Origin of the sequence: Trinickia sp., from assembly GCF_051961175.1 — a bacterium.
Lineage (GTDB): Bacteria > Pseudomonadota > Gammaproteobacteria > Burkholderiales > Burkholderiaceae > Trinickia.
The window spans coordinates 14,585-35,321 of sequence record NZ_JBQCDN010000192.1 but is presented as its reverse complement, the minus strand read 5'-3'; the positions used below and the strand labels follow the sequence as shown (position 1 = coordinate 35,321).

Genomic DNA, 20,737 nt, shown 5'->3' with positions numbered 1-20,737 from the left:
AAAAAGGGCTGTCGTCAATTCCGGGTGTGTCGCTCATTGCGTTCTCGGAAGCGGCGTGGCAGCGGATGAAGTCCCGCAAGCAGCCTGGGGCGCATTGGTGCCTCGATGCTTCGCTCGCGGAAAACTTCTGGCACAACGCCGGCTATCACTATACGGCGCCCGTCTCGGGCGTGCTCGCGTTGCATGAAGCATTGCGGCTCGTCTGCGCTGAAACGCTTGAAAAGCGCTTTGCACGCCACCTCAACTGCTCGCTGGCGCTGCAAGCGGGCGTCTCGGCGATGGGGCTGGAGCTGTTTGCGCCCGAGCCTTGCCGGCTCAATTCGGTCGTCGGCATCTCGACGCCTGCAGGACTGAGCCCCGCCGACGTCTGCGGTCATATCTCACGCCAGCACCAAGTGGAGATCTCGGGTTCGTTCGGACTGCCGATCGTGCGTATTGGGCAGATGGGCGAGCAATGCCGCGAGCACAATCTGTTTCGCACGCTGCACGCGCTCGGCCGCACGATGGTTGAACTGGGGGCGCGCGTCGATCTGCCGGCCGGCGTCGCGGCGCTTGAACATTCGTTGTCGGAAAACGCTCGGGGGCGGTGAGTGGTCGGTCCTTGAGATGTCGTGCGATGGTCGGCGCTCAAGGTGCCGGAAAGCGTCGCGAAATGTGATGAGTTGCCTAGGCGCCGCCCCACGGGGGAGCATCGTCGGGCGACGCCATCGGCTGAGCTTCACGGACGAAGCTCAGCCGTGTGGGAGGCCATCCGCAACGGTCAGGCAGATGATGATCAAGGCCAGCGGGATTCCGACCATGGCGCTTGCCCAGCCCGAAAGCAGCCAACGCACCCGATGGGCACACCGCGAATCCGCCATCAAGGTCAACACGCACACAAGTGGGACGCACAATCCAAATCCAAGCAGCAGCACGCAGAGTGAATCCTCATTCACGGAGAACGTCTCGTCGATTGCGATAGCAACGGTCACCCCAAGCAATACGCTCAAGATGAGTAGAATAAACCCAAGCGCGAATGCTCCTGGGCGCGTGGCAAACAGCCAGCCGAATGCGTCTCGGAGCCCGCGCTCTTGAATTTCACTCATTGATTCTCCGTATCGCCGCTCAGCAAATCGGCGTAGTTCTGCCGATGCACGGCTCGATCGGTTCCCGCGGCTTCGGTGCCCGGCAGCCCTTCATGAAAATGAAACCCCTGATTCGCGAGCGCACCATTGGCCGCATCGCGATAGGCGGCCGGGACGGGAATTTCGTGCGTGATGCCATTGGCGAGCTGCAAGCTGTACTTCTGCGTGGTGACGTGGTGATCGACGGGAACTTGCCCGCTGGCGTCGAGCACGCCTTGCTTGACCGTCGCCCCGTCGGCCAACAGCTTGTAGGGCATCCCAGCGGGCACATAGGTGCTCGCGGACGGCGACCCCGCCACGTTCAACATCAGCGGCGTAGTCGGCATGTTGGTGGGGAACGCAGGATGATCGACGCTCATCTGCGCAGGGCCCCCAAACACGTGCTGCGCCCCCTTCACATCGATCTTGCCCGGCGCATGAATTTCGATGTTGCCGCCGCTCAGCCGGATGTAGGCACCGCCCGCCGTCAGCAAAATCTCCTCCTTCGCCGCCGCTTCGATGTTGTTGGTCACCGAGGCGAGCCGAATCGCCTTTTGCGCGGAGATCTCGACGTCGTCGCTATGCGCTTGCACCTGGATCTTGCCTTTCGCCGCGAACAGTTTCATGCCCGCGTTCTGCACGAACAGGCTCAGCTTCTCGGCCACGCTTGCGATCAGCGAACGCCCGGCCGCCAGATGCGTGTTCTGTCCGCTCACGATGTTGGTGTGTGCATTGCTCGCGACGTGCACCGATTGCTGCGTCGCCAAGCCGATGCCGCTCGGGCTGGCGAGGAGCATGATCGGCTCGCCGAATGCGTTGGCCTCGCCGGTGCCGCCGCCCGCGGTGCGGCCACCCGCGTTGACGCCGGACATCGTGTGCTTGGTTGCGTCGGTGAACGACTTCAGCGTATCGTGCCCCGGCGCCATGTCTTCGGCCTGATGCTGCGTACTCGCATCGGAAAGGGCTTGAATCACATTCACGGAGTTCACGAGCTGGCTATTGGCTGGTCGTGCATCGAGCGGTTGAGCGGCAATCGGGTGCGTCGATACATACAAGCCACGCCCGGCGCGCAGCGCGCCGTAGGTATCCGCTTTCACGTCGAACCCACTGCCGAGATACGCCCCGCGCCGATTCCCGGTCTGCTCGATCAGGTAGCCCAAGTGAACGTGAGCGCTGGCGCTGCTGCTGGCCAATTGCAGTCGCGGCTGCCCCGTCGAGTCATCCATGACGAGCATGTTGTAGCCCTGGCCGCCATACTCGCGCGACTGGATGCCCGACAAGATCCCGTTCGTATGCCAGGGCGGCTGATTCGCGCCGTTGTAGACGCGACCGATGGCAATGGGCCGATCGCAATCGCCGCTTTCCCAGCCGATCAGTACCTCTTCACCCACCCGCGGCACGTGAACGGCCCCTTTGCCGCCCCCCGCATCCGCGAACGCAGTGCGTACCCAACAACTCGCGCGCGGCGTATCGCCGTTGAGCCGATCCCAATGAAAGCGCACCCGGATCCGGTTCAGCGAATCGGTGAAGACTTCCTCGTTGTCCGGTCCCACGACTGTCGCGGTCTGGAGCTGCATGACCGGCTTGCGATGTTCGAACGGGCTGCGGTAAGCCAATGCCTTGCGCTGCACCTCAACTTGCACCACGAATAGGCCCATACCGCCATCTGCATGCCGTACCGCAAGCGCATCGGGCTCGCCGCCGTGCTCGGCTCTCAGCGCCTCGATGGACGCCTTCAGGCTGCGCGCGACATCGCGCGTCGCAAACGACACCGGCAGGTTGTTCTCGATACCCCAGACCGTTTCGATGGCGATGTACTGCCACTGCTGGTCCGAATCTCGGCCGCCTCGCTCCGGATGGCGAGTCAGCTCGAACCACAAGCCCGCATCGAGGCACCGTATGTTGCCGGTGCCGTGCACGCGCTGCGCGGCCGACTCCCACTGCTGCACGCGAATCCACGACAATGCATCGCCGCGGTATCGGTCGAGAAACGTATATGCGCCGGTGTATTCGTACACCTCGGCTTGCCACGGCAAGCTATCGGCACCTGTCGCGGACACGCTCGTTCCTTTCGGCCAGGCGGCAGAAGCCGGCCGCTTGTAGTCCGATGTCCGCGTGGTGTGCTGCGTGCTATGGAGTTCGTCTATTTCTTCCCATCGAGTAAAACCGTCTCTTTCGATTCGCGCATCGCTGCGCAACAGCGGAATTTTTCCGGCGTTGGCTTGTGGAAATGCGCTGACGTCATCGACGATCACCATCGTGTGCGATTGGCCGTCCTTCGCTTGTTCGAAATAGAAGAACAGCCCTTCCTCTTCCATCAAACGGTGCACGAAATTCCAATCGCTTTCGTATTGCTGGACGAACGAACGCGCAGGTAGCGAGCGAGTCAGTTCAAAGCGAAACGCGCCTCGGGCATGGCTATGTTCGTAGAAGACATCGCTCAAAATGCCTTCAACGGTCGCGTCTTGCCAATTTCGCGCGTCGCTGCGCAGGTGCAGGAAATGCAGCCACGATGTGATCGTGAATTGAACCGCATGCAAGTCGCCATCGGATCCGAGCCGCGTCACCGACGAGACATAGCCATGATGCGGGAGATAGGAGCGGTCGTCTTGCTGGATCCATAACGTGACCGGCTGCGCCATCAACTTGCGCGGGCGGAACGTGCTCGACACATGAACGGCGTCGACGACGAGTTCGTAATTGCGGCCGATGCGAGAGCGTCCATAGACGCGCTGCGGCAGCAGAAAATCCGGGCCCAACGGGGTATCGAGCTTCACCAGCCGGCCATGCTGGAGCATCCCACTTCGGATGGCCTCGATCATTCGGGTAAGTTGCATGCGTCTGTTTTCTTTTTGGGCTTATTCGCGGAAGCGTGAGATTTTACCGAATGAGACGGGGGAGGCAAATTGGAAAACCAATTGCGCGCGAATCGGCTCAAATTTATCCGGCGCGAGATCTGCAATTCCGGCAGCCTCGCAGTTCAAGCTGGAAGCGCGGCCGAATGGGTTAAGACGCCGCCACGCATTGTTTCCATGCCGAATTGGTGTGGGGTAAGGTAATATTTACCACATCATCCGGCGTAAGTTGCTTTCGGGAAATATGTTCCGGATTGAACTATTTCTCGCACTTTCCCGTATTCCCGGCGCGTGACGTTCGGTAAAATTGCCGGTCATAACGCAGACATAAAAAGACGTGCCGATGGGTACTCCATTTTTCCCGAAGGGCCTCCGCCAAATAGTGGCGGGCATGCATACAGCACAACCGGTTGCAAACCCTCCTCTCCTTTCCCAAAGGGGAGTCGCTCCATGCGCGAGATTCCCGCACCGGCCGCCTATCGCCCTGGGACCAACCGCAGCCTAAGAAACCAACGCGACCCAATTTTTATGAAGGGTGGCCGATGTAGCCGGCTTCGGCCGCGCCGTGCACGGGCAGAACTACGGCAGCCTTTCCAACCCCAACGCGGACGCTCGAAACGGATCACCGACCGACATATGACAGGACAGACTACTCGAACCATTACCACGCCGCTCGCGCTGACTTGCACGCACAGCGCGAGGCTCATGTCGCCATGGTTCGTGCAGCAGAGCGAATATGATCCCGCGAAAGCCACGTATCTGCCGCTCGTCAACGGCGAAAAGACGTTCGGGGCGGTGTTCGACGCGATCATGGGGGCGCAGCACAGCATCGATATCTTGTGCTGGGGTTTCCAGCCGTCGATGTACTTCAAGCGGGGCACTGACGGGGCGGGCTCGCCGTCGATCGGCGACTTGCTGGCCACGAAAGGCGAACAGGGCGTCAAGGTGCGGCTGCTTGTGTGGAGCGATTTTTTCAACCTCTCGCACACGTCCGAGGACATGATGCCCGGCAACCATGGGCCGACGGGGCTTGCGACCGCCGCGAAGGACGGCCGCACCCATGCCCAGGAGGAATACGACTGGCTTTGGTACCATCGGGCGAACTTGAACAACGTGACCGCGCACGGTCTGGCGGACAGGGCGATAACGGTAACGACGGCGTTTTTTCCGGGCGTGCTCACGGACCGGGCAGTGGATTCGCTTCGCAGCCGCAAGTTGCAGCCGCTGAAAAACATCGAATTCGCGACGCGGGATTTCAACCTGTGGGAGCGTGGGGAGATCGCATATCGCACTTGGCTGAGCGGACCGGCTGGCGCCCGCGTGATGAGAACCGAGAATACCGCCGCGATGACGGGCGAGCCGTCGCATCACCAGAAAATGGTGCTGGTCGACTACGAGGCTCCCGAACAGGCCATCGGGTTTGTGATGGGGCACAACACGCTCGATGAATACTGGGACCGGGACAATCACACCTATCTGCGGATGGCGCCGCGAATGGGACGCAGCGGCCTGCATCCGCGGCAGGACATGTCCGCGAAGGTGACGGGGCCGATCCTCGAAGACTTGAACGAGAATTTCTGCCAAGCATGGGACGATGCGACCGGCCAGAAGCTTGGTCAGGCGCGCTCGGCGCTGGCCTGCCGGTTGAAACTGCGCCCGGAACACGGCACGCCGGTCATGGCGCAGATTCTGCGCACGCAGTCGCAGCACCCCAAGGGGGGAACGCGGGATATCAGCAAGCTGTACCTCCAGGCGGTGAACAACGCGACGAATTTCGTTTATATCGAGAACCAGTATCTCCGGTACATGCCGGTGGTCGACGCGCTGCGGAAAAACGTGAACGCGCAGCTCGCGGGGGGGCGTAGTCCCGGGAAGCATGGGCCGGTCTATCTATTCGTCGTCACGAACTCAAACGAAGACGGTATCGGGAAGGGGACGGTCGGCACGTATCAGATGCTTTCCGCGTTGGGGTACGGAGATCGGATGCCCGGGGTCGCGGCGCTGGAACTCCCGGACCAGCAAAAGACGCTTGAGACCCAGCTTGCCGACGAACGGGCCGCCGACCAGCGCCTGATGACGCAGGGCGTGGATTTCTCGCAGATGCAGGGGCTTGGGGCGTACCTCCAGGACCGGCAGTTCAAGGAAGGCGAAGAGCAGCGGCAACTCGATCAAGTGAGGCAGGCGCGGGAACGGGTGAAAGAACATCCGGACGGTCTAACGAGAGATAAGGATCTGATACCGCCGCAGGATATGCCCGGCCTGAAGGTGCTGATCTGCACATTGGTGGCCCCGGACACGCCGGCAGGTCAGAAGTGGGACTACGTCTACATCCACCAGAAGCTAATGATCGTTGACGATGTCTTCACGACGCACGGCTCTGCCAACGTCAACCGGCGCAGCATGGAAGTCGACAGTGAATTGAATATCTGCCATGAACATGGCGAGGCGACTTCGGCGCTGCGCAAGCAATTGTGGGGGCTGCATACGAAAAATCGAGGCGCGCAGGATGATATATCGAAGGCGTACAAGGAGTGGGGCAAGGTTATTTCGCAGAACACCCAGAATCAAGGCAAGAAGCTAGCTCCGATTGCATCGCTGGTGGGCTTCCTGACCACCTCACCCACACGCAGCTCCTGGGATTGACTCATGAGAAAAGGCATTCTGATTGCTCTGCTGGCGGGCTTCGCCTGCGCCTGTACATCAAAGGAGAACCCGTTGTCTTCGCTACCCAGCCTGACCGACGTGCGCGCGAATCTCGCGTTTACCTGCGTGCACCAAGCCCAGCATCTGCCGCCGCTCGATCCCGAGGCGGATCAGTTGTTCAAATACGGCCGTTACCTGCAGACGCAGGACGGCCCGAAGGACTTCGACGACGTCGCGCGGTATTACCGGATCGCGGCAGCTCATGGCCACTACAAGGCGAACAGCAACCTTCAGGAGCTGGTCTCTGCGGGCCTGGCTCATTCACCGGATGCCCCGAAAGAGGCGGTTGACTTGGCAGTGCAACTGGTTAAGCAGGGTGTGCCGGGCGGCTACTACGATATTGGGCACTATCTCGAAGCCGGCTATGGTCTGAAGCAGAACAGCGAAGCGGCGCTGCGCTACTTCCGCAAGGCGGCGGATCTGGGTAGCCCGGAGGCGCAGTACTACGTCGGCAAACTTCTGTTCCCGGTCGACAACGCGCCTAAGATCGCGCGCCAGATGTGGCGATGCGCGGCGGATCAGGGGCACGGCACGGCGGCGGATGAGCTGGGCATTGATCTTAAGACGGACGGGTTCTATGACGACGGGGTCAAAGCGTTCCAGCAGGGTGTCAGCGCGGGAAACAGCCAGGCGGCGTCTTTTCTCGAAGATGGGTTTAACGGCCCGCCCCCGTCTGATCAACTAAATTACATGGCTTTGCAGCGTGATCAGGAACGCTCGCGCCGTTACGAGTTGATCGGCAAATTCCTCGATGACAACGAAGGTCGGAATCCGAAAGTTCCCGACATCGACAAGATCGTGCCGCTGCCACCGGCCGTGCTTCCGCCGTGGGACGGCACGTTCCAATGGGAAAAAGACCGGGCAGCGGCTGTGCCGCCTCCGAAGCCGTCCGACGAACTGGTCGGGCGTCTAGCCAAAGCGAAAGACCTCGATCCGGCAACGGGCCTGCCGCTGCCGAAAAGCGAACACGTGTCGCAGAACGAGGCGCCCGAACAGGCGCCTATGCGGCAGCCGATCGGCACGATCGCGCGCACTGGCGAGCCGTGCCCGGAAGACGGCGTATGGCGGGCGAGTCTCGCAAAGGGGATGGTCGCTGACACGGAGCACCGCTTCCGCAAGGGAATGGAACTGCCAATGCTGACGGTCTACATGCCACGCCCGTTTGAATGGCTCGATTCGTGGATGGGCGTGCGCAAGCAGACGGTACAAGTGTCATGGAGGCTGACTGGGTATCTGAGCGAAGCGTGACGGGCAGGGATTGTCGCAGCGGGCCTGCCGCTTACGCGGCGCGGGCCTAACGGATCGGCTCGCGCTTTGTCGAACCGATCCGCGCCACGCCACGCATGAGCGCTGGCGCGCTCCCTTCCTGACCGCCCGCCCAAACGCACCTCCGCGAATCGACTCATGAGAAAAGGCATTCTGATTGCCCTGTTGGCCGGCTTCGCCTGCGCCTGTACCAAGAACCCGTTGTCTTCGCTACCGAGCCTGACCGACGTGCGCGCGAATCTCGCGTTTACCTGCGTGCACCAAGCGGACCATCTGCCGCCGCTCGATCCCGAGGCGGATCAGTTGTTCAAGTACGCCCGCTACCTGCAAACACAGGACGGCCCAAAGGACTTCGACGACGTCGCGCGGTATTACCGGATCGCAGCGGCGCACGGTCACTACAAGGCGAACAGCAACCTTCAGGAACTGGTCTCGGTCGAGCTGGCCCATTCGCCGGATGCCCCGAAAGAGGCGATTGACTTGGCGGTGCAACTGGTGAAAGAGGGGGTGCCGGGCGGCTACTACGATATCGGACACTATCTCGAAGTCGGCTATGGTCTGAAGCAGAACAGCGAGGCGGCCCTGCGCTATTTCCGCAAGGCGGCGGATTTAGGTAGCCCGGACGGGCAGTACTACGTCGGCAAACTTCTGTTCCCGATTGACAAGGCACCGAAGGTCGCGCGGGAGATGTGGCGATGCGCGGCGGATCAGGGGCATAGCAGGGCGGCACTTGAGTTGGGCATTGATCTCACGACAGATAAGCTCTATGACGAAGGGGTCAAGGCGTTCCAGCAGGGCGCCAGCGCGGGAAACAGACTGGCGGCGTCTTTTCTCGAGCAGGGGTTTAACGGCCCATCCCCGTGTGATCGGGTGGATTATATTGGTGTGCAGCGCGATCCAGAACGTTCGCACCGCTACAAGTTGATCGGCAAATTCCTCGATGACAACGACGGCCGGAATCCGAAAGTCCCCGACATCGACAAGATCGTGCCGTTGCCACCGGCCGTGCTCCCGCCGTGGGACGGCACGTTCCAATGGGAGAAAGACCGGGCCGCGGCTGTACCACCTCCGACGCCGTCCGACGAGCTGGTCGGGCGTCTAGCCAAAGCGAAAAACCTCGATCCTGCAACGGGCCTGCCGCTGCCGAAAGCCGAACATGTGTCGCAGAACGAGGTGTCTGGGCAGTCTGGCGCTCACGCGAGCGCCAGCAGCGCCGCGCCCGTTATAGCCAGTGCGCCTGACCATATCCAATCGAAGTTGATCCATCCACGCCTCAACATCCCGAGGCCGAGATACTCATAGGCGGCAAAGGCGATCGCCGCGCTCGTGACCGATGCCACGAGCGTATGAACCACCGTGACGAGTGCGGCCGGCCCTAGCGTGCCGGCCAAGCCCGTTTTGGCCGCGACGCCGCAGATCGGCATCAACGCGGGCACGAGCATGAGTCCCGCGCCATGCACGGTGGCGGTTGCCGCCGACCACATCGCGAGCCCGGCCGCGCCCGCCGTCATCCCGACGCGCACGCGATGCCGATGGCCGTACAGCAAGTGGTAGGCGGCCCATCCGAGCAGGACGATCCCGGCAAGGATCTTGAGGGATGCCGCGTGCAGCGCGAGCCCGAGTACCAGGGCCGACGACGTAACGGCGAAGATCGAAGCGGCATGGCCGAGCGCGAGCGGGGGCAACGCCGCCACGAGGGCCGTGCGGCTCTTGCGCTGTAGCCCGAGCGCGGTGGCGAACAGCCAACCCATCGCCGGATTGACGCCATGAAAGACGCCGCTGCCGACGACGGCGAGCCAAGGCGCCGCGCCGCTTGCCTCCATGCCCCAACTCATCGTCGTGCCTCATTGACGAAGACGGCCCGCCGCGCACTAGCCCTCCGTATCGGCCCGTTCACGGATAGCAGTACGAATCGGACGATGCATCGCCGCCTTCGAGCCGAATCTGGTGTGGCCGATGCGTCTTCGGCCATTCCAGATAGAACTCCCGGTCGAACGCGAGCCCGCCGCCCTCCGGCGCATCGAGCTTGACCATCCAACCGTCGATGCCATCTGGGTAAAACTGCTCGTCGATCGCACCGTACAGCGAGTTCGTGAAATAGACGCGGCGGCCGTCGCGGCTCACTTCCACCATCTGCGGCCCGCCGTTCAACGGCCGATTGCCGCTGTTCGGGTGGGGCGTGCGCCCGGCAATGCCGCCGATCCGGACCGAGCCGACGAGCTCGGGATGATGCGGATCGGAAACATCGTAGCGACGCATTTCGCCGGTGCCCCAGCAGGCGACGTAGAGGAAACGATCGTCGAGCGAGAGCGCGATATCGGTCACGAGCGGCGGGACGGCGCTGAAGCGCTTGAGCATCGGCGGCAGCAGCGCCTGATCGGCGGGTTCGGCTGGAATTTCGATGACCTTGCGTGCCGCCCAGCGATCGCCTTCGCGATACCACGTCCAGATCGAAGCCGAGAGGTCCTTCAAGCTGATGACAGAATTGACGAAGCCGTGCGCCTTCGTGGGATCGTGCGCGGGCCGCAATTCGAAAACGAGCTGGTTTTCCTCGCCGAAGTCGATCGTTTGCTTATGCTTGCGCGTATTCAAGTCCCAGAAGTGCAGGCGGTGGCCATATTGGCCGCCGAGCAGGATTTCGGGCACGAGGCCGCCCTCGAACGTGGCCGGCAAGCCCCATTCGCTCGAGACGAGCGTGTCGTAACCGAGATGCCACCAGGCGTCGTAGGCGAGCCGCTGCGGGCCGCGATCGATCTCCCATTGGCCGCGAATGTCGAACGTGTCGTGATCCATGAGGAAAATGCCGCCGGGCGCATCGCCCTCGCTATTCGCGAGCGAGACGACGAAGATGCCCTGCGGGCCGCAGTGGACGGTATGCGGCCGCGTGTAGCCGGATTTGCGCGCGACTTCGTCGGGTTCGAGCACGCGGACGATGCGCGGACGGCGCGGATCGGGTTTCGTATCGAGTACGTGAATGCGCGAGCTGCGCAGGCCCGGTACGATCAAATAGCGGCGTTCGGAATGCGGATGCGGCGCATTGGGACATAGGTGAGAACTGCACGCATTCCAGCCGAAATGATGCAATTCGTCGCCGGTATTGGGCATGGCGACGCGTTCCACGATTTTGCCGTAATCGGTCGAGCTGGGATCGAGATCGACGACGGCGAGTTCGTCCGGGATGCGTCGCGTCGGATCGAAGCTGGCGACGTAGGCCAGCGTTTCCTTGGGGGCCTCGGCCGCAAGACGTGCGGAAGGGTAGAACGTCGGATCGGGTTTCCAGGACGACATGAGCCTCTTCCTCTTGTTATGGGGCGAAGCAAATATCCTAGAGGCCGATCGAAGGAAAAGGCAAGAAACGAAAAGGAATAAGAATTAAGGAACCTGAAAGGCAAATCTTTGGCGTAATCTTGCCTATCAATTCTGGGGGTTGTTATTTAATGACCGGTATGAATCTTCCGTCGCGCCCCTAATTCATATTGCGAATAACGAAAAAACGGCCAATGTGCCGGGCGCCGCGGGCCCTATGCGGCCGCCATACTGCGGCTGCGCGTATGGCGCAGGTAGAGCGTGAGCGACAGCATCGCCGCCGCGGCTGCGGCGATGGCTGCGACAAAGAAGACCGACGGGTAGCCGAATGCCCCCGCCACGAAGCCGGCGAGCGGCCCCATGATGCCGAGCGAAAGATCGAAGAAGACCGAGTAAGCGGCCAGCGCGGCGCCGCGGCTTGCGGGCGGCACGAGTTCCACGGCTTCGACGCCGAGCGACGGAAACACGAGCGCGAAGCCGAAGCCCGTCACTGCGGCCCCGACGAGCGCGGCGTGCGGGGCGCTGGCGAGCCACAGGGTGACAAGGCCCGCGCATTCGAACGAGAACGAGACGACGGCGACGCGAAAGCCTCCATAGGTGCGGATCGCATTCGCGAAAAGCAGCCGGGAACCGACGAAAAACGAACCGAACAGCGTCAACGCGAGCGCCGCATGCGGCCAGCCGCGCGCCGCGTAATAGAGCGCGATGAACGTCGCGATCGAGCCGAAGCCCGCGGTCCCGAGCGCGAGCCCCACGCCATGCGGCAGCACGCGCACGAACACGCTGGCGTAGCCCATGCGCTCGCCGTGCACGAGCGGCACGCCTTTGAGCCGGCGCGCCAACACGTAGCCGATGGCCGCGAGCGCGATCGTCGCGACGCCGAGCGCCCACGGCCCGATCATGTGATCGAGCGCGGCGCCGACAGGCGCGCCGATCGCCAGAGCGCCATACGTGGCGATGCCGTTCCAGGAGATGACACGCGCATTGTGCGTGGCGCCGACCCGGCCGATCCCCCAGAGAATCGCCCCCGTACCGACGCAACTTTCACCGAAACCGAGCGCGAACCGGCTCGCGACCAGCACGACGAGGCTCACGCCGGGCCATGCGTGGCACGCCACGGCCAGCGCGAGCAGGGCCCCGCTGACGCCGCATGCCGTCAGGCCGATCGCGACGGTGCGCTTCGGGCCGAGCGTGTCGGAAAACCGGCCCGCATGCGCCCGCGAAAAGAGTGTCGCAGCATACTGCACGCTGACCGCCGCACCGGCCAGCACCGAACCCAGGCCCAGTTGGCTTTGCACGAAGCCGGGCAGCACGGGCAACGGCAACCCGATGATCAGGTAGCAGATGAACGTAAAGAAGACGATCGGAACAATCTGAGCCGTGGCGGCGCGATCGGATAAAGCGGGCGAGGCGGCAGACATGAGCAAAGGCAAGAGCAGTGCGGTGGCGAGGCAAGGGAAAACCAGACTTGAAGCCAGGCCGACCGTGTGGCTGAAGGCGGTATTGTGACATGGGACCGGTTTCTTTGCAGTGCAGCATGTCTGACACGCGTAAAAACGGGGACAAATGCTCGCGCACGCCGGCATATCGGTGGGCGAATATGAGCGACATGCGAAGCGCCCTATGGGTGGCGCATATTGGTGGTGTTAGTTTTCGATCAACGACAAACAATCGACAAACGAACGTGTCTTCCGGCGTTCCGCTTTCCACGACCATGAGCCAATCGATCCGTTTCTATCATCGCCATGCCATCCGCGAAGTGCGCGACGCGCCCGTCACGCGTACGGTTTTGCAGTACCTGCGCGAGGACGTGCAATGCACCGGCACCAAGGAGGGCTGCGCCGAAGGTGACTGCGGCGCTTGTACCGTCGTCGTTGCCGAGTCCGATGGGGCCGGTGGCCTGCGGTTCTCGGCCGTCAACGCCTGCATTCAGTTTCTACCGACGCTGGACGGCAAGGCACTGTTCACTGTCGAGGATCTGCGCCAGCCCGACGGTTCCTTGCATCCCGTGCAGCAGGCGATGGTCGACTGTCATGGCTCGCAATGCGGCTTTTGCACGCCGGGCTTCGTCATGTCGATGTGGGCGCTGTACCGCAAGCATGGCGGTGAAGGCGCCGCGCCCGCGGATGCGGCGTCCTGCGCCGGGGCGGGCGGCACCGCGTGCGGCAGCATCTGCGCACCATCGCGTGCGGAGATCGCCGACGCCTTGACGGGCAACCTGTGCCGCTGCACCGGCTATCGCCCCATCATCGAGGCCGGCGAACGCATGTTCGACCTGCCAGCCCCGAAGGCGCCGATCGATGTGGCCGCGCTGTCGCGGACGCTGGCGACGATTCAGCGCGACGACACGTTCCACTACGAGCACGGCGGCGAAGCGTTCGATGCGCCGCGCTCGATTGATGCGCTGGCGGCGCTGAAGGCCGAGCGGCCCGCGGCGCGTCTGTTGGCCGGCAGCACCGACATCGGCTTGTGGGTCACCAAGCAGATGCGTGCGCTCGGCGACATCGTCTACATCGGCCGCGTGGTGGAACTCCAGCGGATCGAAACGTCGGCCGACTGGATCGAGATCGGTGCCGGTGTGACGGTGGAACGCGCCTACGCGGAACTGGCGCGCCATTATCCGGAACTCGAGGAAATGTGGAAGCGATTCGCGTCGCTGCCGATCCGCAACGCCGGCACGCTCGGCGGCAATATCGCGAATGGCTCGCCGATCGGCGATTCGATGCCGGGCCTGATCGCATTGGGTGCGCGCGTGGTGCTGCGCGGCGGCGAAGTCGAGCGCGAGCTGGCGCTCGAAGATCTCTACGTCGCCTACCAAAAGAAGGACATGGCCGAGCACGAGTTCGTGGCGGCGCTGAAGGTGCCGACGCGCACGGGCGCGCGCGAGGCGTTGCGCTTCAGGACGTACAAAGTGTCGAAGCGTTTCGACTCCGATATTTCGGCCGTGTGCGCCGCTTTCTCCTACCTTGCGGACGGCGACACCCTCCGCTCGCCGCGCATCGCGTTCGGCGGGATGGCCGCGACGCCCAAGCGGGCGGCACACGCGGAAAGTGTGCTGGCCGATGCAGCCTGGCACGAAGCGACGGCGCAAGCGGCGATGCAGGCGCTCGCCCAGGACTATGCGCCGCTGTCCGATATGCGAGCCACGAGCGATTACCGTTTGCAGGCCGCGCAAAACCTGCTCTATCGCTTCTGGCTCGAGACGCGTCCGCATGATCCGCTGCCGCCGCAAGCGTTGAACGTGCGGCTCGTCGATCTCGAGACGCCCGCCTGAGGCAATCCGCCCGCAGCCGCCGGCCCGGCGCACCGGCACAAGCGAGCAAAAGCGAGCAATAGCGAGCACAAGCGAACGCAAGCGTAGAGCGCGCCGGGAAAAGAGCCCGGAAACGCAGTCAGAGAGACAACAATGAACCAGCAAGCCGAACCGTTTTTCACCGATCTCGTTCGCGACGAGCGCGAGCGTGCGGCGTTTCGTCAAGTTCACGTATCGCGTCCGCACGAATCCGCGCATCTGCACGTGAGCGGCCGCGCCACCTATACCGATGACATTCCGCTTGTCGCCGGCACGCTGCACGCCGCGCTGGGGATGTCGCCGAAGGCGCACGCGAAGATCGTGTCGATGAATGTGGACGACGTGCGTGCGACGCCGGGCGTCGTGGCCGTTTTCACGGCCGACGACATCCCCGGTGAAAACCAGTGCGGGCCGATCATTCATGACGATCCGATTCTGGCCGACGGCCTCGTGCAATACGTTGGGCAACCGATGTTCATCGTCGTGGCGACGTCGCACGACACCGCGCGATTGGCTGCGCGCCGCGCGAAGGTCGAATTCGAAGAACTGCCGGCCGTGCTGACGGCGCAAGCGGCGCGGGCGGCCAACCGATCCGTGCTGCCGCCGATGAAGCTGGCCCGCGGAGAACCCGCGGCCAGGATTGCGCATGCCCCGCACCGCGATGCCGGCGAACTGCTGCTGGGCGGCCAGGAGCAGTTCTACCTCGAGGGGCAGATCGCCTACGCGGTACCGAAGGACGACGACGGCATGCACGTCTGGTGTTCGACGCAGCATCCGACCGAAATGCAGCACCATGTCGCCCATGCGCTCGGCGTGCATTCGCACAACGTGCTCATTGAATGCCGCCGGATGGGCGGCGGGTTCGGCGGCAAGGAATCGCAATCGGCGATGTTCGCCTGCTGCGCGGCGATCGCCGCCTGGAAGCTGCTGTGCCCCGTGAAACTGCGCCCGGACCGCGACGACGACATGCTGATCACGGGCAAGCGCCACGATTTTCACTATCGGTATGAGGTCGGCTACGGCGACGATGGCGTCATCGAAGGCGTCTCGGTGGATATGACTTCGCGCTGCGGCTTCTCGGCCGATTTGTCCGGCCCCGTGATGACGCGTGCGGTCTGCCACTTCGATAACGCCTACTGGTTGCCCAACGTCGACATCGCCGGTTTCTGCGGCAAGACCCATACGCAATCGAATACCGCCTTTCGCGGTTTCGGTGGCCCGCAAGGGGCGTTCGCGATCGAATACATCATCGATAACATCGCGCGGTCGCTGAAGCTCGATCCGCTCGACGTGCGCCGGCGCAATTTCTACGGCAAGCACGAGCGGAACGTGACGCCCTATGGTCAGACGATCGAGGACAACGTCATCCATGAACTCGTGGAAGAACTCGTGACCACGAGCGACTACCACCGCCGCCGCGAACACGTGCGCGCATTCAACGCGACGAGCCCGATCCTGAAAAAGGGCATTGCGATGACGCCCGTGAAATTCGGTATCGCGTTCAACGTCACGCACTTCAATCAGGCTGGCGCACTCGTGCACATCTATACGGACGGCTCCGTGCTCGTGAATCACGGCGGTACGGAGATGGGGCAGGGGCTCAACACCAAAGTCGCGCAGGTGGTCGCGCACGAACTCGGTGTCGGGTACGCCCGCGTGCGCGTGACGGCCACCGATACGAGCAAGGTGGCCAATACATCGGCGACGGCCGCTTCGACGGGCTCCGATTTGAACGGCAAGGCCGCTCAGGACGCGGCCCGCCAGCTGCGCGAGCGCTTGTCGACGTTCGCCGCCGATCATTTCGGCGAGGGCAAGGTGAAGCCGGGCGATGTCGTCTTCGAAAACGACACGATCTATGTCGGCGAACTCGCTCTCCGATTCGAGGACGTCATCGCCAAGGCTTATCTCGCACGCGTGCAACTGTGGTCAGACGGCTTTTATGCGACGCCCAAGCTCTACTGGGATCAACAAAAGCTGCAAGGCCGGCCGTTCCACTACTACTCCTACGGCGCGGCGGTATCGGAAGTGGTGATCGACACCCTGACGGGCGAGATGCGTGTGCTGCGCGCCGACGCCTTGCACGATGTCGGCGCATCGCTCAACCCGGCGCTCGATATCGGCCAGGTCGAAGGCGGCTTCATCCAGGGGATGGGGTGGCTCACGACCGAGGAGCTTTGGTGGAACGCGGGCGGCAAGCTCATGACACACGCGCCGTCCACCTACAAGATTCCGACCGTGAACGACTGCCCGCCCGATCTGCGCGTGCGGCTATTCGACAATCGCAACGCCGAGGACAGCATCCACCGCTCGAAAGCGGTTGGCGAGCCGCCGCTGCTGCTGCCGTTCTCGGTCTTTTTCGCGATTCGCGACGCCGTGGCGAGCGTCGGCGACTACGAAGCGAACCCGCCTTTGAACGCGCCGGCCACCGCCGAGGAGATCTTGAAAGCGGTCGCGGCCGTGCGTGCGGCACGAGCGCGGCGCGATCCGGCGGGCGCGGCAAGCGCGGCGGGTGCGGGAGCCCTGGTATGAACGAAGGCTCGTTCGCGTCGGCCCCGAGACCGGCCGCCGGCACGCCGCCGCTGCATGTTGTGCTATTCGGCGCCGGGCACGTCGGCCATGCCCTGGTCACGTTGTTGGGCACGCTGCCCTGCGTCGTCCAATGGGTCGACGCGCGTGACGAGTGCTTTCCCGATGAAGTACCGGCGAACGTCCAGATCGAGGCGACCGATACGCCCGAAGCGGTGATCGATGCCGCGCCCCCCGGGGCGTACTTCCTTGTCATGACGCACAATCACGCGCTCGATTTCTCGCTAGCCCTGCACATCATGCGGCGCAATGACTTCGCCTATTTCGGCATGATCGGTTCCAAGACCAAACGCGTGAAGTTTGAGCGTCGCTTGATCGAGCGCGGTGTCGAACCGCAGCGGCTGCATGAAATGGTGTGTCCGATCGGGGTCTCCGGGATCGTCGACAAGGCGCCATCCTCGATCGCGGTCGCCGTCTGTGCTCAGTTGATGCAGGTTCGTTCGCGGCTGGCGGCGCTGGCGCCCCGTACACGCGGAGCGTTTGCACCGGTGCACGCCTAGCACGGGCAAGGGGCGGCTCGCCGCCCCTTGACGCACGAGCTTCGTCCAAACGCTTCCGCGGTTTCACCGGAGCGCTCGGCGTCGACTTCGAACTGTCGACGCCCGATGCGCACCGATCGTTCCCCAAGTCCCAAGTGCGACGCCGCCCGTTCGCCTTTCTCCGTTCGCCGCGCAACTTATCGGCGCCGCGTGAGCGCCGGCGCACCATTTTTCGTCGGTATCCCTTATGCTGCACGGCGATGCGTTGCGCAGCGGGCCTTGCGCGCGGCCGGTCATGGCCGGTCCCAACTGTACGCCGATGCCTGTCCGCGCTCCGCCCGCTCGCCCTTGCGGCGGCGTCAACCGATCGAGGACCCTCTCATGAGCCGTTTGTTCGAGCCGATGACCATCGGCAAGCTTGCGCTATCCAACCGTATCGTCATCGCCCCGATGTGCCAGTACTCGGCCGAGGGGGGCTCCGCCACGGATTGGCACATGATCCACCTGGGCCAGCTCGCGCTGTCGGGCGCCGGCATGTTGATCCTCGAAGCCACAGCGGTTTCGCCCGAAGGCCGCATCTCCGCGAGTGATCTCGGCCTGTACTCGGACGAAAACGAAACGGCGCTGGCCCACGTGCTTAAAGCCATCCGCACCTATTCCCCGATCGCCGTCGCGGTGCAGTTCGGCCATGCCGGGCGTAAAGGATCGAGCCAGTCGCCGTGGGACGGCGGGGCGCAAATTCGTTCGGATCAGCCGCTCGGCTGGAAGACGGTCGCACCCTCGGCCGTGCCGCACGCCATCGAAGAGGAGCCGCCCGTGATGCTCGATCGGGCCGGTCTCGACAAAGTGCGCGACGATTTCGTGGCGGCCGCGAAGCGGGCGGCGCGGCTGGGCATCGACGGCATCGAAATCCACGCCGCCCACGGCTATTTGCTGCATCAGTTCCTTTCGCCGATCGCCAATCACCGCACCGACGAATACGGCGGCAGCCTTGAAAACCGCATGCGCTTTCCGATCGAAGTGTTCGAGGCGGTGCGCGCCGCGTTTCCGGCCGAACGTCCCGTCTGGGCCCGGATTTCGGCAACGGACTGGGTGCCGGGCGGATGGGATGTCGAGGGTACGGTCGCGCTTTCTCAGGCGCTGAAGGCGCGCGGCTGTGCTGCGATCCACGTGACGACGGGCGGCGTCTCGCCGGAACAGGCGATCAAACTCGGGCCGGGGTATCAGGTGCCGTACGCTCAGCGCGTGAAGGCGGAAGTGGGCTTGCCGACGATCGCAGTCGGGCTGATCACCGAGCCCGAGCAGGCCGAGGCGATCATTGCCAATGGCGAGGCGGACGCCGTCTCGCTCGCGCGAGCGATGCTCTATGATCCGCGTTGGCCGTGGCATGCGGCCGCGAAGCTGGGCGCTCAAGTGCATGCGCCGAAGCAATATTGGCGCTCGCAGCCGCGCGAGTATAAGGATCTATTTGTTGGAGCCGGGTTCGGGCAGCGTTGAAGATGACGGATCAATCGAATAACCACCACACGCCGCGCAAGCCGCGGCTGCCTCGCATGCCGAAGATGTCGAGCATGTTGCGTCCGCCGCGGCCGCCCCGATTCGTCGCGCGCGTGATTGCCGTTTCCTGGCGTGATCTCGCTGTCTCGATGGGGCCGATCGTCCTCATTTCGGCCGCGGCGATCTGGTTCGCGATTCGGCTGATCCAGCCCGCGCCGCCCAATACGTTGACGATTTCGGCCGGGCCGCCCGGCAGCTCGTTTTGGAATGCGGCGCAGCATTACAAGACGATCCTCGCCCGTAACGGCATCACACTGAAGATACTGCCGTCGGCGGGATCGCTGCAAAACCTCGAGCGGTTGTCCGATTCGAAGGAATCGGTTGACGTCGGCTTCGTTCAGAGCGGCGTATCGCTTGCGTTGCCCGCCTCGGCGGCGGAGGCAGCGAGCGCGTCGAGTACCGCGGCGGCGAGCGTGGCCTCGGGCTCGGATGCGCCGGCGTCCGCGCTCCCGGCCACTGCTTCCCAACCGGCAAGCACGGCAAGCACGGCAAGCACGGCAAGCACGGCAAGCACGGCAAGCACGACGCCTGCCGAACACCTGGTTTCGCTCGGCAGCGTGTCATACGTGCCGCTCGTGATCTTCTACGAGGGGCACGAACGCACGCGCTTGTCGGGCTTTGCCGGGCAGCGCATCGCCATTGGCCCCGAAGGCAGCGGGACGCGCGCGCTGGCGCTCGCCTTGCTGCAGCAGAACGGCATTACCCCCGGCGGCGGCACGACCCTGCTGCCGCTCACCGGCGAAGCGGCAGCCCATGCGTTGACCGCGCACGAGATCGATGCGGCGTTTCTCGCCGGCGATTCGGCGCAGCCGCCCGTGATGGCCAGGCTGCTGCGCACACCCGGCGTGCGCTTGTTCTCGTTCACGCAGGCACGCGCCTACGCGCGCCGCTTTCCCTATCTGACCGACATCGAGTTGCCGATGGGCGCCTTCGATCTCGGCAAGAACTTGCCTCCCGCGCCAGTGCATACCATTGCGCCGACGGCCGAACTCGTCGCGCGCGACTCCCTGCATCCGGCGCTCTCCGATCTACTGATCGAAGCGGCCAAGGAGGTGCACGGCCGCGCGAACCTGCTGCAAAACGCCGGCGAATTTCCGTCGCCCGTCATGCACGATTTTCCGATCAGCAACGATGCTGCGCGGTACTACAAATCGGGCAAAAGCTTCCTGTACCGCGTGCTGCCGTTTTGGCTGGCCAGTCTCGCCGATCGTCTGATCGTGCTGCTGGTGCCGATCGTCGTCGTCCTGATTCCAGGTGCGAAGCTCATTCCTTCGCTGTACGAATGGCGGGTGAAGTCGCGCATCTATCGCTGGTACGGGGCGCTGATCGCGATCGAGCGCTCGGCACTCGACGACACAGCGACCGACGAGGAACGGGCCGCATCGTTCGGCAAGCTGGTCGAGATCGAAGGGGCGGTGAACCGGCTCAAGATGCCGCTCGCCTATGCCGACCAGTTCTACGTGCTGCGCGAGCACATTGGATTCGTACGCGCGAGACTCACACAAGCGTACGACGAGCGTTCGCAGACGGACACGGAGGCGAGCGGCGCGTAAGATGCAGCACATAGGCGCGAAAACGGCGTTCGCAAGG

General features: G+C 63.5%; 13 protein-coding genes and 1 pseudogene. 9 read left to right on the top strand and 5 right to left on the bottom strand.

Annotated features, from left to right (window positions below; translation table 11 throughout):
* A pseudogene (locus ACTHL0_RS11275) lies at window positions 1–590 on the top strand (alanine--glyoxylate aminotransferase family protein); the annotation flags it as partial.
* 141 nt (window positions 591–731) lie between these two features.
* Here the strand turns inward: ACTHL0_RS11275 and ACTHL0_RS11270 are convergent.
* Entirely contained in the window at window positions 732–1,085 is a 354-nt protein-coding gene (locus tag ACTHL0_RS11270; protein ID WP_440566819.1) for a hypothetical protein, read from the bottom strand.
* Window positions 1,082–3,940 (bottom strand): type VI secretion system Vgr family protein, encoded by a 2,859-nt coding sequence (locus ACTHL0_RS11265; RefSeq protein ID WP_440566818.1) that lies wholly within the window; start codon window positions 3,938–3,940, stop codon window positions 1,082–1,084. The genes ACTHL0_RS11270 and ACTHL0_RS11265 overlap by 4 nt, the downstream gene beginning before the upstream one ends.
* A gap of 723 nt (window positions 3,941–4,663) precedes the next feature.
* On the opposite strand from ACTHL0_RS11265, the gene ACTHL0_RS11260 reads away from it, so the two are divergent.
* The 3 genes from ACTHL0_RS11260 (at window position 4,664) to ACTHL0_RS11250 (ending at window position 9,229) form a co-directional block, all read left to right on the top strand.
* Complete coding sequence (locus ACTHL0_RS11260) at window positions 4,664–6,601, top strand: phospholipase D-like domain-containing protein (protein ID WP_440566817.1); 1,938 nt, start codon at window positions 4,664–4,666, stop codon at window positions 6,599–6,601.
* A gap of 3 nt (window positions 6,602–6,604) precedes the next feature.
* A complete protein-coding gene (locus ACTHL0_RS11255) occupies window positions 6,605–7,909 on the top strand; it encodes an SEL1-like repeat protein (RefSeq protein ID WP_440566816.1) in 1,305 nt (434 codons plus the stop codon).
* Between the two features lie 156 nt (window positions 7,910–8,065).
* On the top strand, window positions 8,066–9,229 hold the full coding sequence (locus ACTHL0_RS11250) for a DUF6396 domain-containing protein (protein WP_440566815.1): 1,164 nt from the start codon (window positions 8,066–8,068) through the stop codon (window positions 9,227–9,229).
* Here the strand turns inward: ACTHL0_RS11250 and ACTHL0_RS11245 are convergent.
* The 3 genes from ACTHL0_RS11245 to ACTHL0_RS11235 all read right to left on the bottom strand — a co-directional run bounded on the left by ACTHL0_RS11245 (window position 9,121) and on the right by ACTHL0_RS11235 (window position 12,654).
* A complete protein-coding gene (locus tag ACTHL0_RS11245) occupies window positions 9,121–9,762 on the bottom strand; it encodes a hypothetical protein (RefSeq protein WP_440566814.1) in 642 nt (213 codons plus the stop codon). The two genes, ACTHL0_RS11250 and ACTHL0_RS11245, sit on opposite strands and share 109 nt — an antisense overlap.
* A gap of 58 nt (window positions 9,763–9,820) precedes the next feature.
* Window positions 9,821–11,215: a selenium-binding family protein gene (locus ACTHL0_RS11240; protein WP_440566813.1), complete on the bottom strand. Its 1,395-nt coding sequence runs from the start codon at window positions 11,213–11,215 to the stop codon at window positions 9,821–9,823.
* Between the two features lie 233 nt (window positions 11,216–11,448).
* Complete coding sequence (locus tag ACTHL0_RS11235) at window positions 11,449–12,654, bottom strand: MFS transporter (protein ID WP_440566812.1); 1,206 nt, start codon at window positions 12,652–12,654, stop codon at window positions 11,449–11,451.
* A gap of 293 nt (window positions 12,655–12,947) precedes the next feature.
* On the opposite strand from ACTHL0_RS11235, the gene xdhA reads away from it, so the two are divergent.
* The 5 genes from xdhA (at window position 12,948) to ACTHL0_RS11210 (ending at window position 20,700) form a co-directional block, all read left to right on the top strand.
* On the top strand, window positions 12,948–14,507 hold the full coding sequence (gene xdhA, locus ACTHL0_RS11230; RefSeq protein ID WP_440566822.1) for a xanthine dehydrogenase small subunit: 1,560 nt from the start codon (window positions 12,948–12,950) through the stop codon (window positions 14,505–14,507).
* Between the two features lie 132 nt (window positions 14,508–14,639).
* Window positions 14,640–17,054, top strand: a complete 2,415-nt coding sequence (gene xdhB / locus ACTHL0_RS11225) for a xanthine dehydrogenase molybdopterin binding subunit (RefSeq protein WP_440566811.1) — start codon at window positions 14,640–14,642, stop codon at window positions 17,052–17,054.
* The gene (gene xdhC, locus ACTHL0_RS11220; RefSeq protein WP_440566810.1) at window positions 17,051–17,611 is read left to right on the top strand and encodes a xanthine dehydrogenase accessory protein XdhC; all 561 of its coding nucleotides are present in this window, start codon (window positions 17,051–17,053) and stop codon (window positions 17,609–17,611) included. Before xdhB ends, xdhC begins: the two co-directional genes overlap by 4 nt.
* Window positions 17,612–17,971: 360 nt before the next feature.
* Complete coding sequence (locus tag ACTHL0_RS11215; RefSeq protein WP_440566809.1) at window positions 17,972–19,087, top strand: NADH:flavin oxidoreductase/NADH oxidase; 1,116 nt, start codon at window positions 17,972–17,974, stop codon at window positions 19,085–19,087.
* A gap of 65 nt (window positions 19,088–19,152) precedes the next feature.
* Window positions 19,153–20,700: a TAXI family TRAP transporter solute-binding subunit gene (locus ACTHL0_RS11210; RefSeq protein WP_440566821.1), complete on the top strand. Its 1,548-nt coding sequence runs from the start codon at window positions 19,153–19,155 to the stop codon at window positions 20,698–20,700.
* Window positions 20,701–20,737 lie beyond the last annotated feature (37 nt).

Coding starts and splice junctions, on each gene's coding strand:
- ACTHL0_RS11235 (WP_440566812.1), bottom strand. CDS start 12,654: ATGTCTGCCGCCTCGCCCGCTTTATCCGATCGCGCCGCCACGGCTCAG.
- xdhA (WP_440566822.1), top strand. CDS start 12,948: ATGAGCCAATCGATCCGTTTCTATCATCGCCATGCCATCCGCGAAGTG.
- xdhB (WP_440566811.1), top strand. CDS start 14,640: ATGAACCAGCAAGCCGAACCGTTTTTCACCGATCTCGTTCGCGACGAG.
- ACTHL0_RS11210 (WP_440566821.1), top strand. CDS start 19,153: ATGTCGAGCATGTTGCGTCCGCCGCGGCCGCCCCGATTCGTCGCGCGC.
- ACTHL0_RS11245 (WP_440566814.1), bottom strand. CDS start 9,762: ATGAGTTGGGGCATGGAGGCAAGCGGCGCGGCGCCTTGGCTCGCCGTC.
- ACTHL0_RS11255 (WP_440566816.1), top strand. CDS start 6,605: ATGAGAAAAGGCATTCTGATTGCTCTGCTGGCGGGCTTCGCCTGCGCC.
- ACTHL0_RS11240 (WP_440566813.1), bottom strand. CDS start 11,215: ATGTCGTCCTGGAAACCCGATCCGACGTTCTACCCTTCCGCACGTCTT.
- ACTHL0_RS11260 (WP_440566817.1), top strand. CDS start 4,664: ATGTCGCCATGGTTCGTGCAGCAGAGCGAATATGATCCCGCGAAAGCC.
- ACTHL0_RS11270 (WP_440566819.1), bottom strand. CDS start 1,085: ATGAGTGAAATTCAAGAGCGCGGGCTCCGAGACGCATTCGGCTGGCTG.
- ACTHL0_RS11265 (WP_440566818.1), bottom strand. CDS start 3,940: ATGCAACTTACCCGAATGATCGAGGCCATCCGAAGTGGGATGCTCCAG.
- ACTHL0_RS11250 (WP_440566815.1), top strand. CDS start 8,066: ATGAGAAAAGGCATTCTGATTGCCCTGTTGGCCGGCTTCGCCTGCGCC.
- xdhC (WP_440566810.1), top strand. CDS start 17,051: ATGAACGAAGGCTCGTTCGCGTCGGCCCCGAGACCGGCCGCCGGCACG.
- ACTHL0_RS11215 (WP_440566809.1), top strand. CDS start 17,972: ATGAGCCGTTTGTTCGAGCCGATGACCATCGGCAAGCTTGCGCTATCC.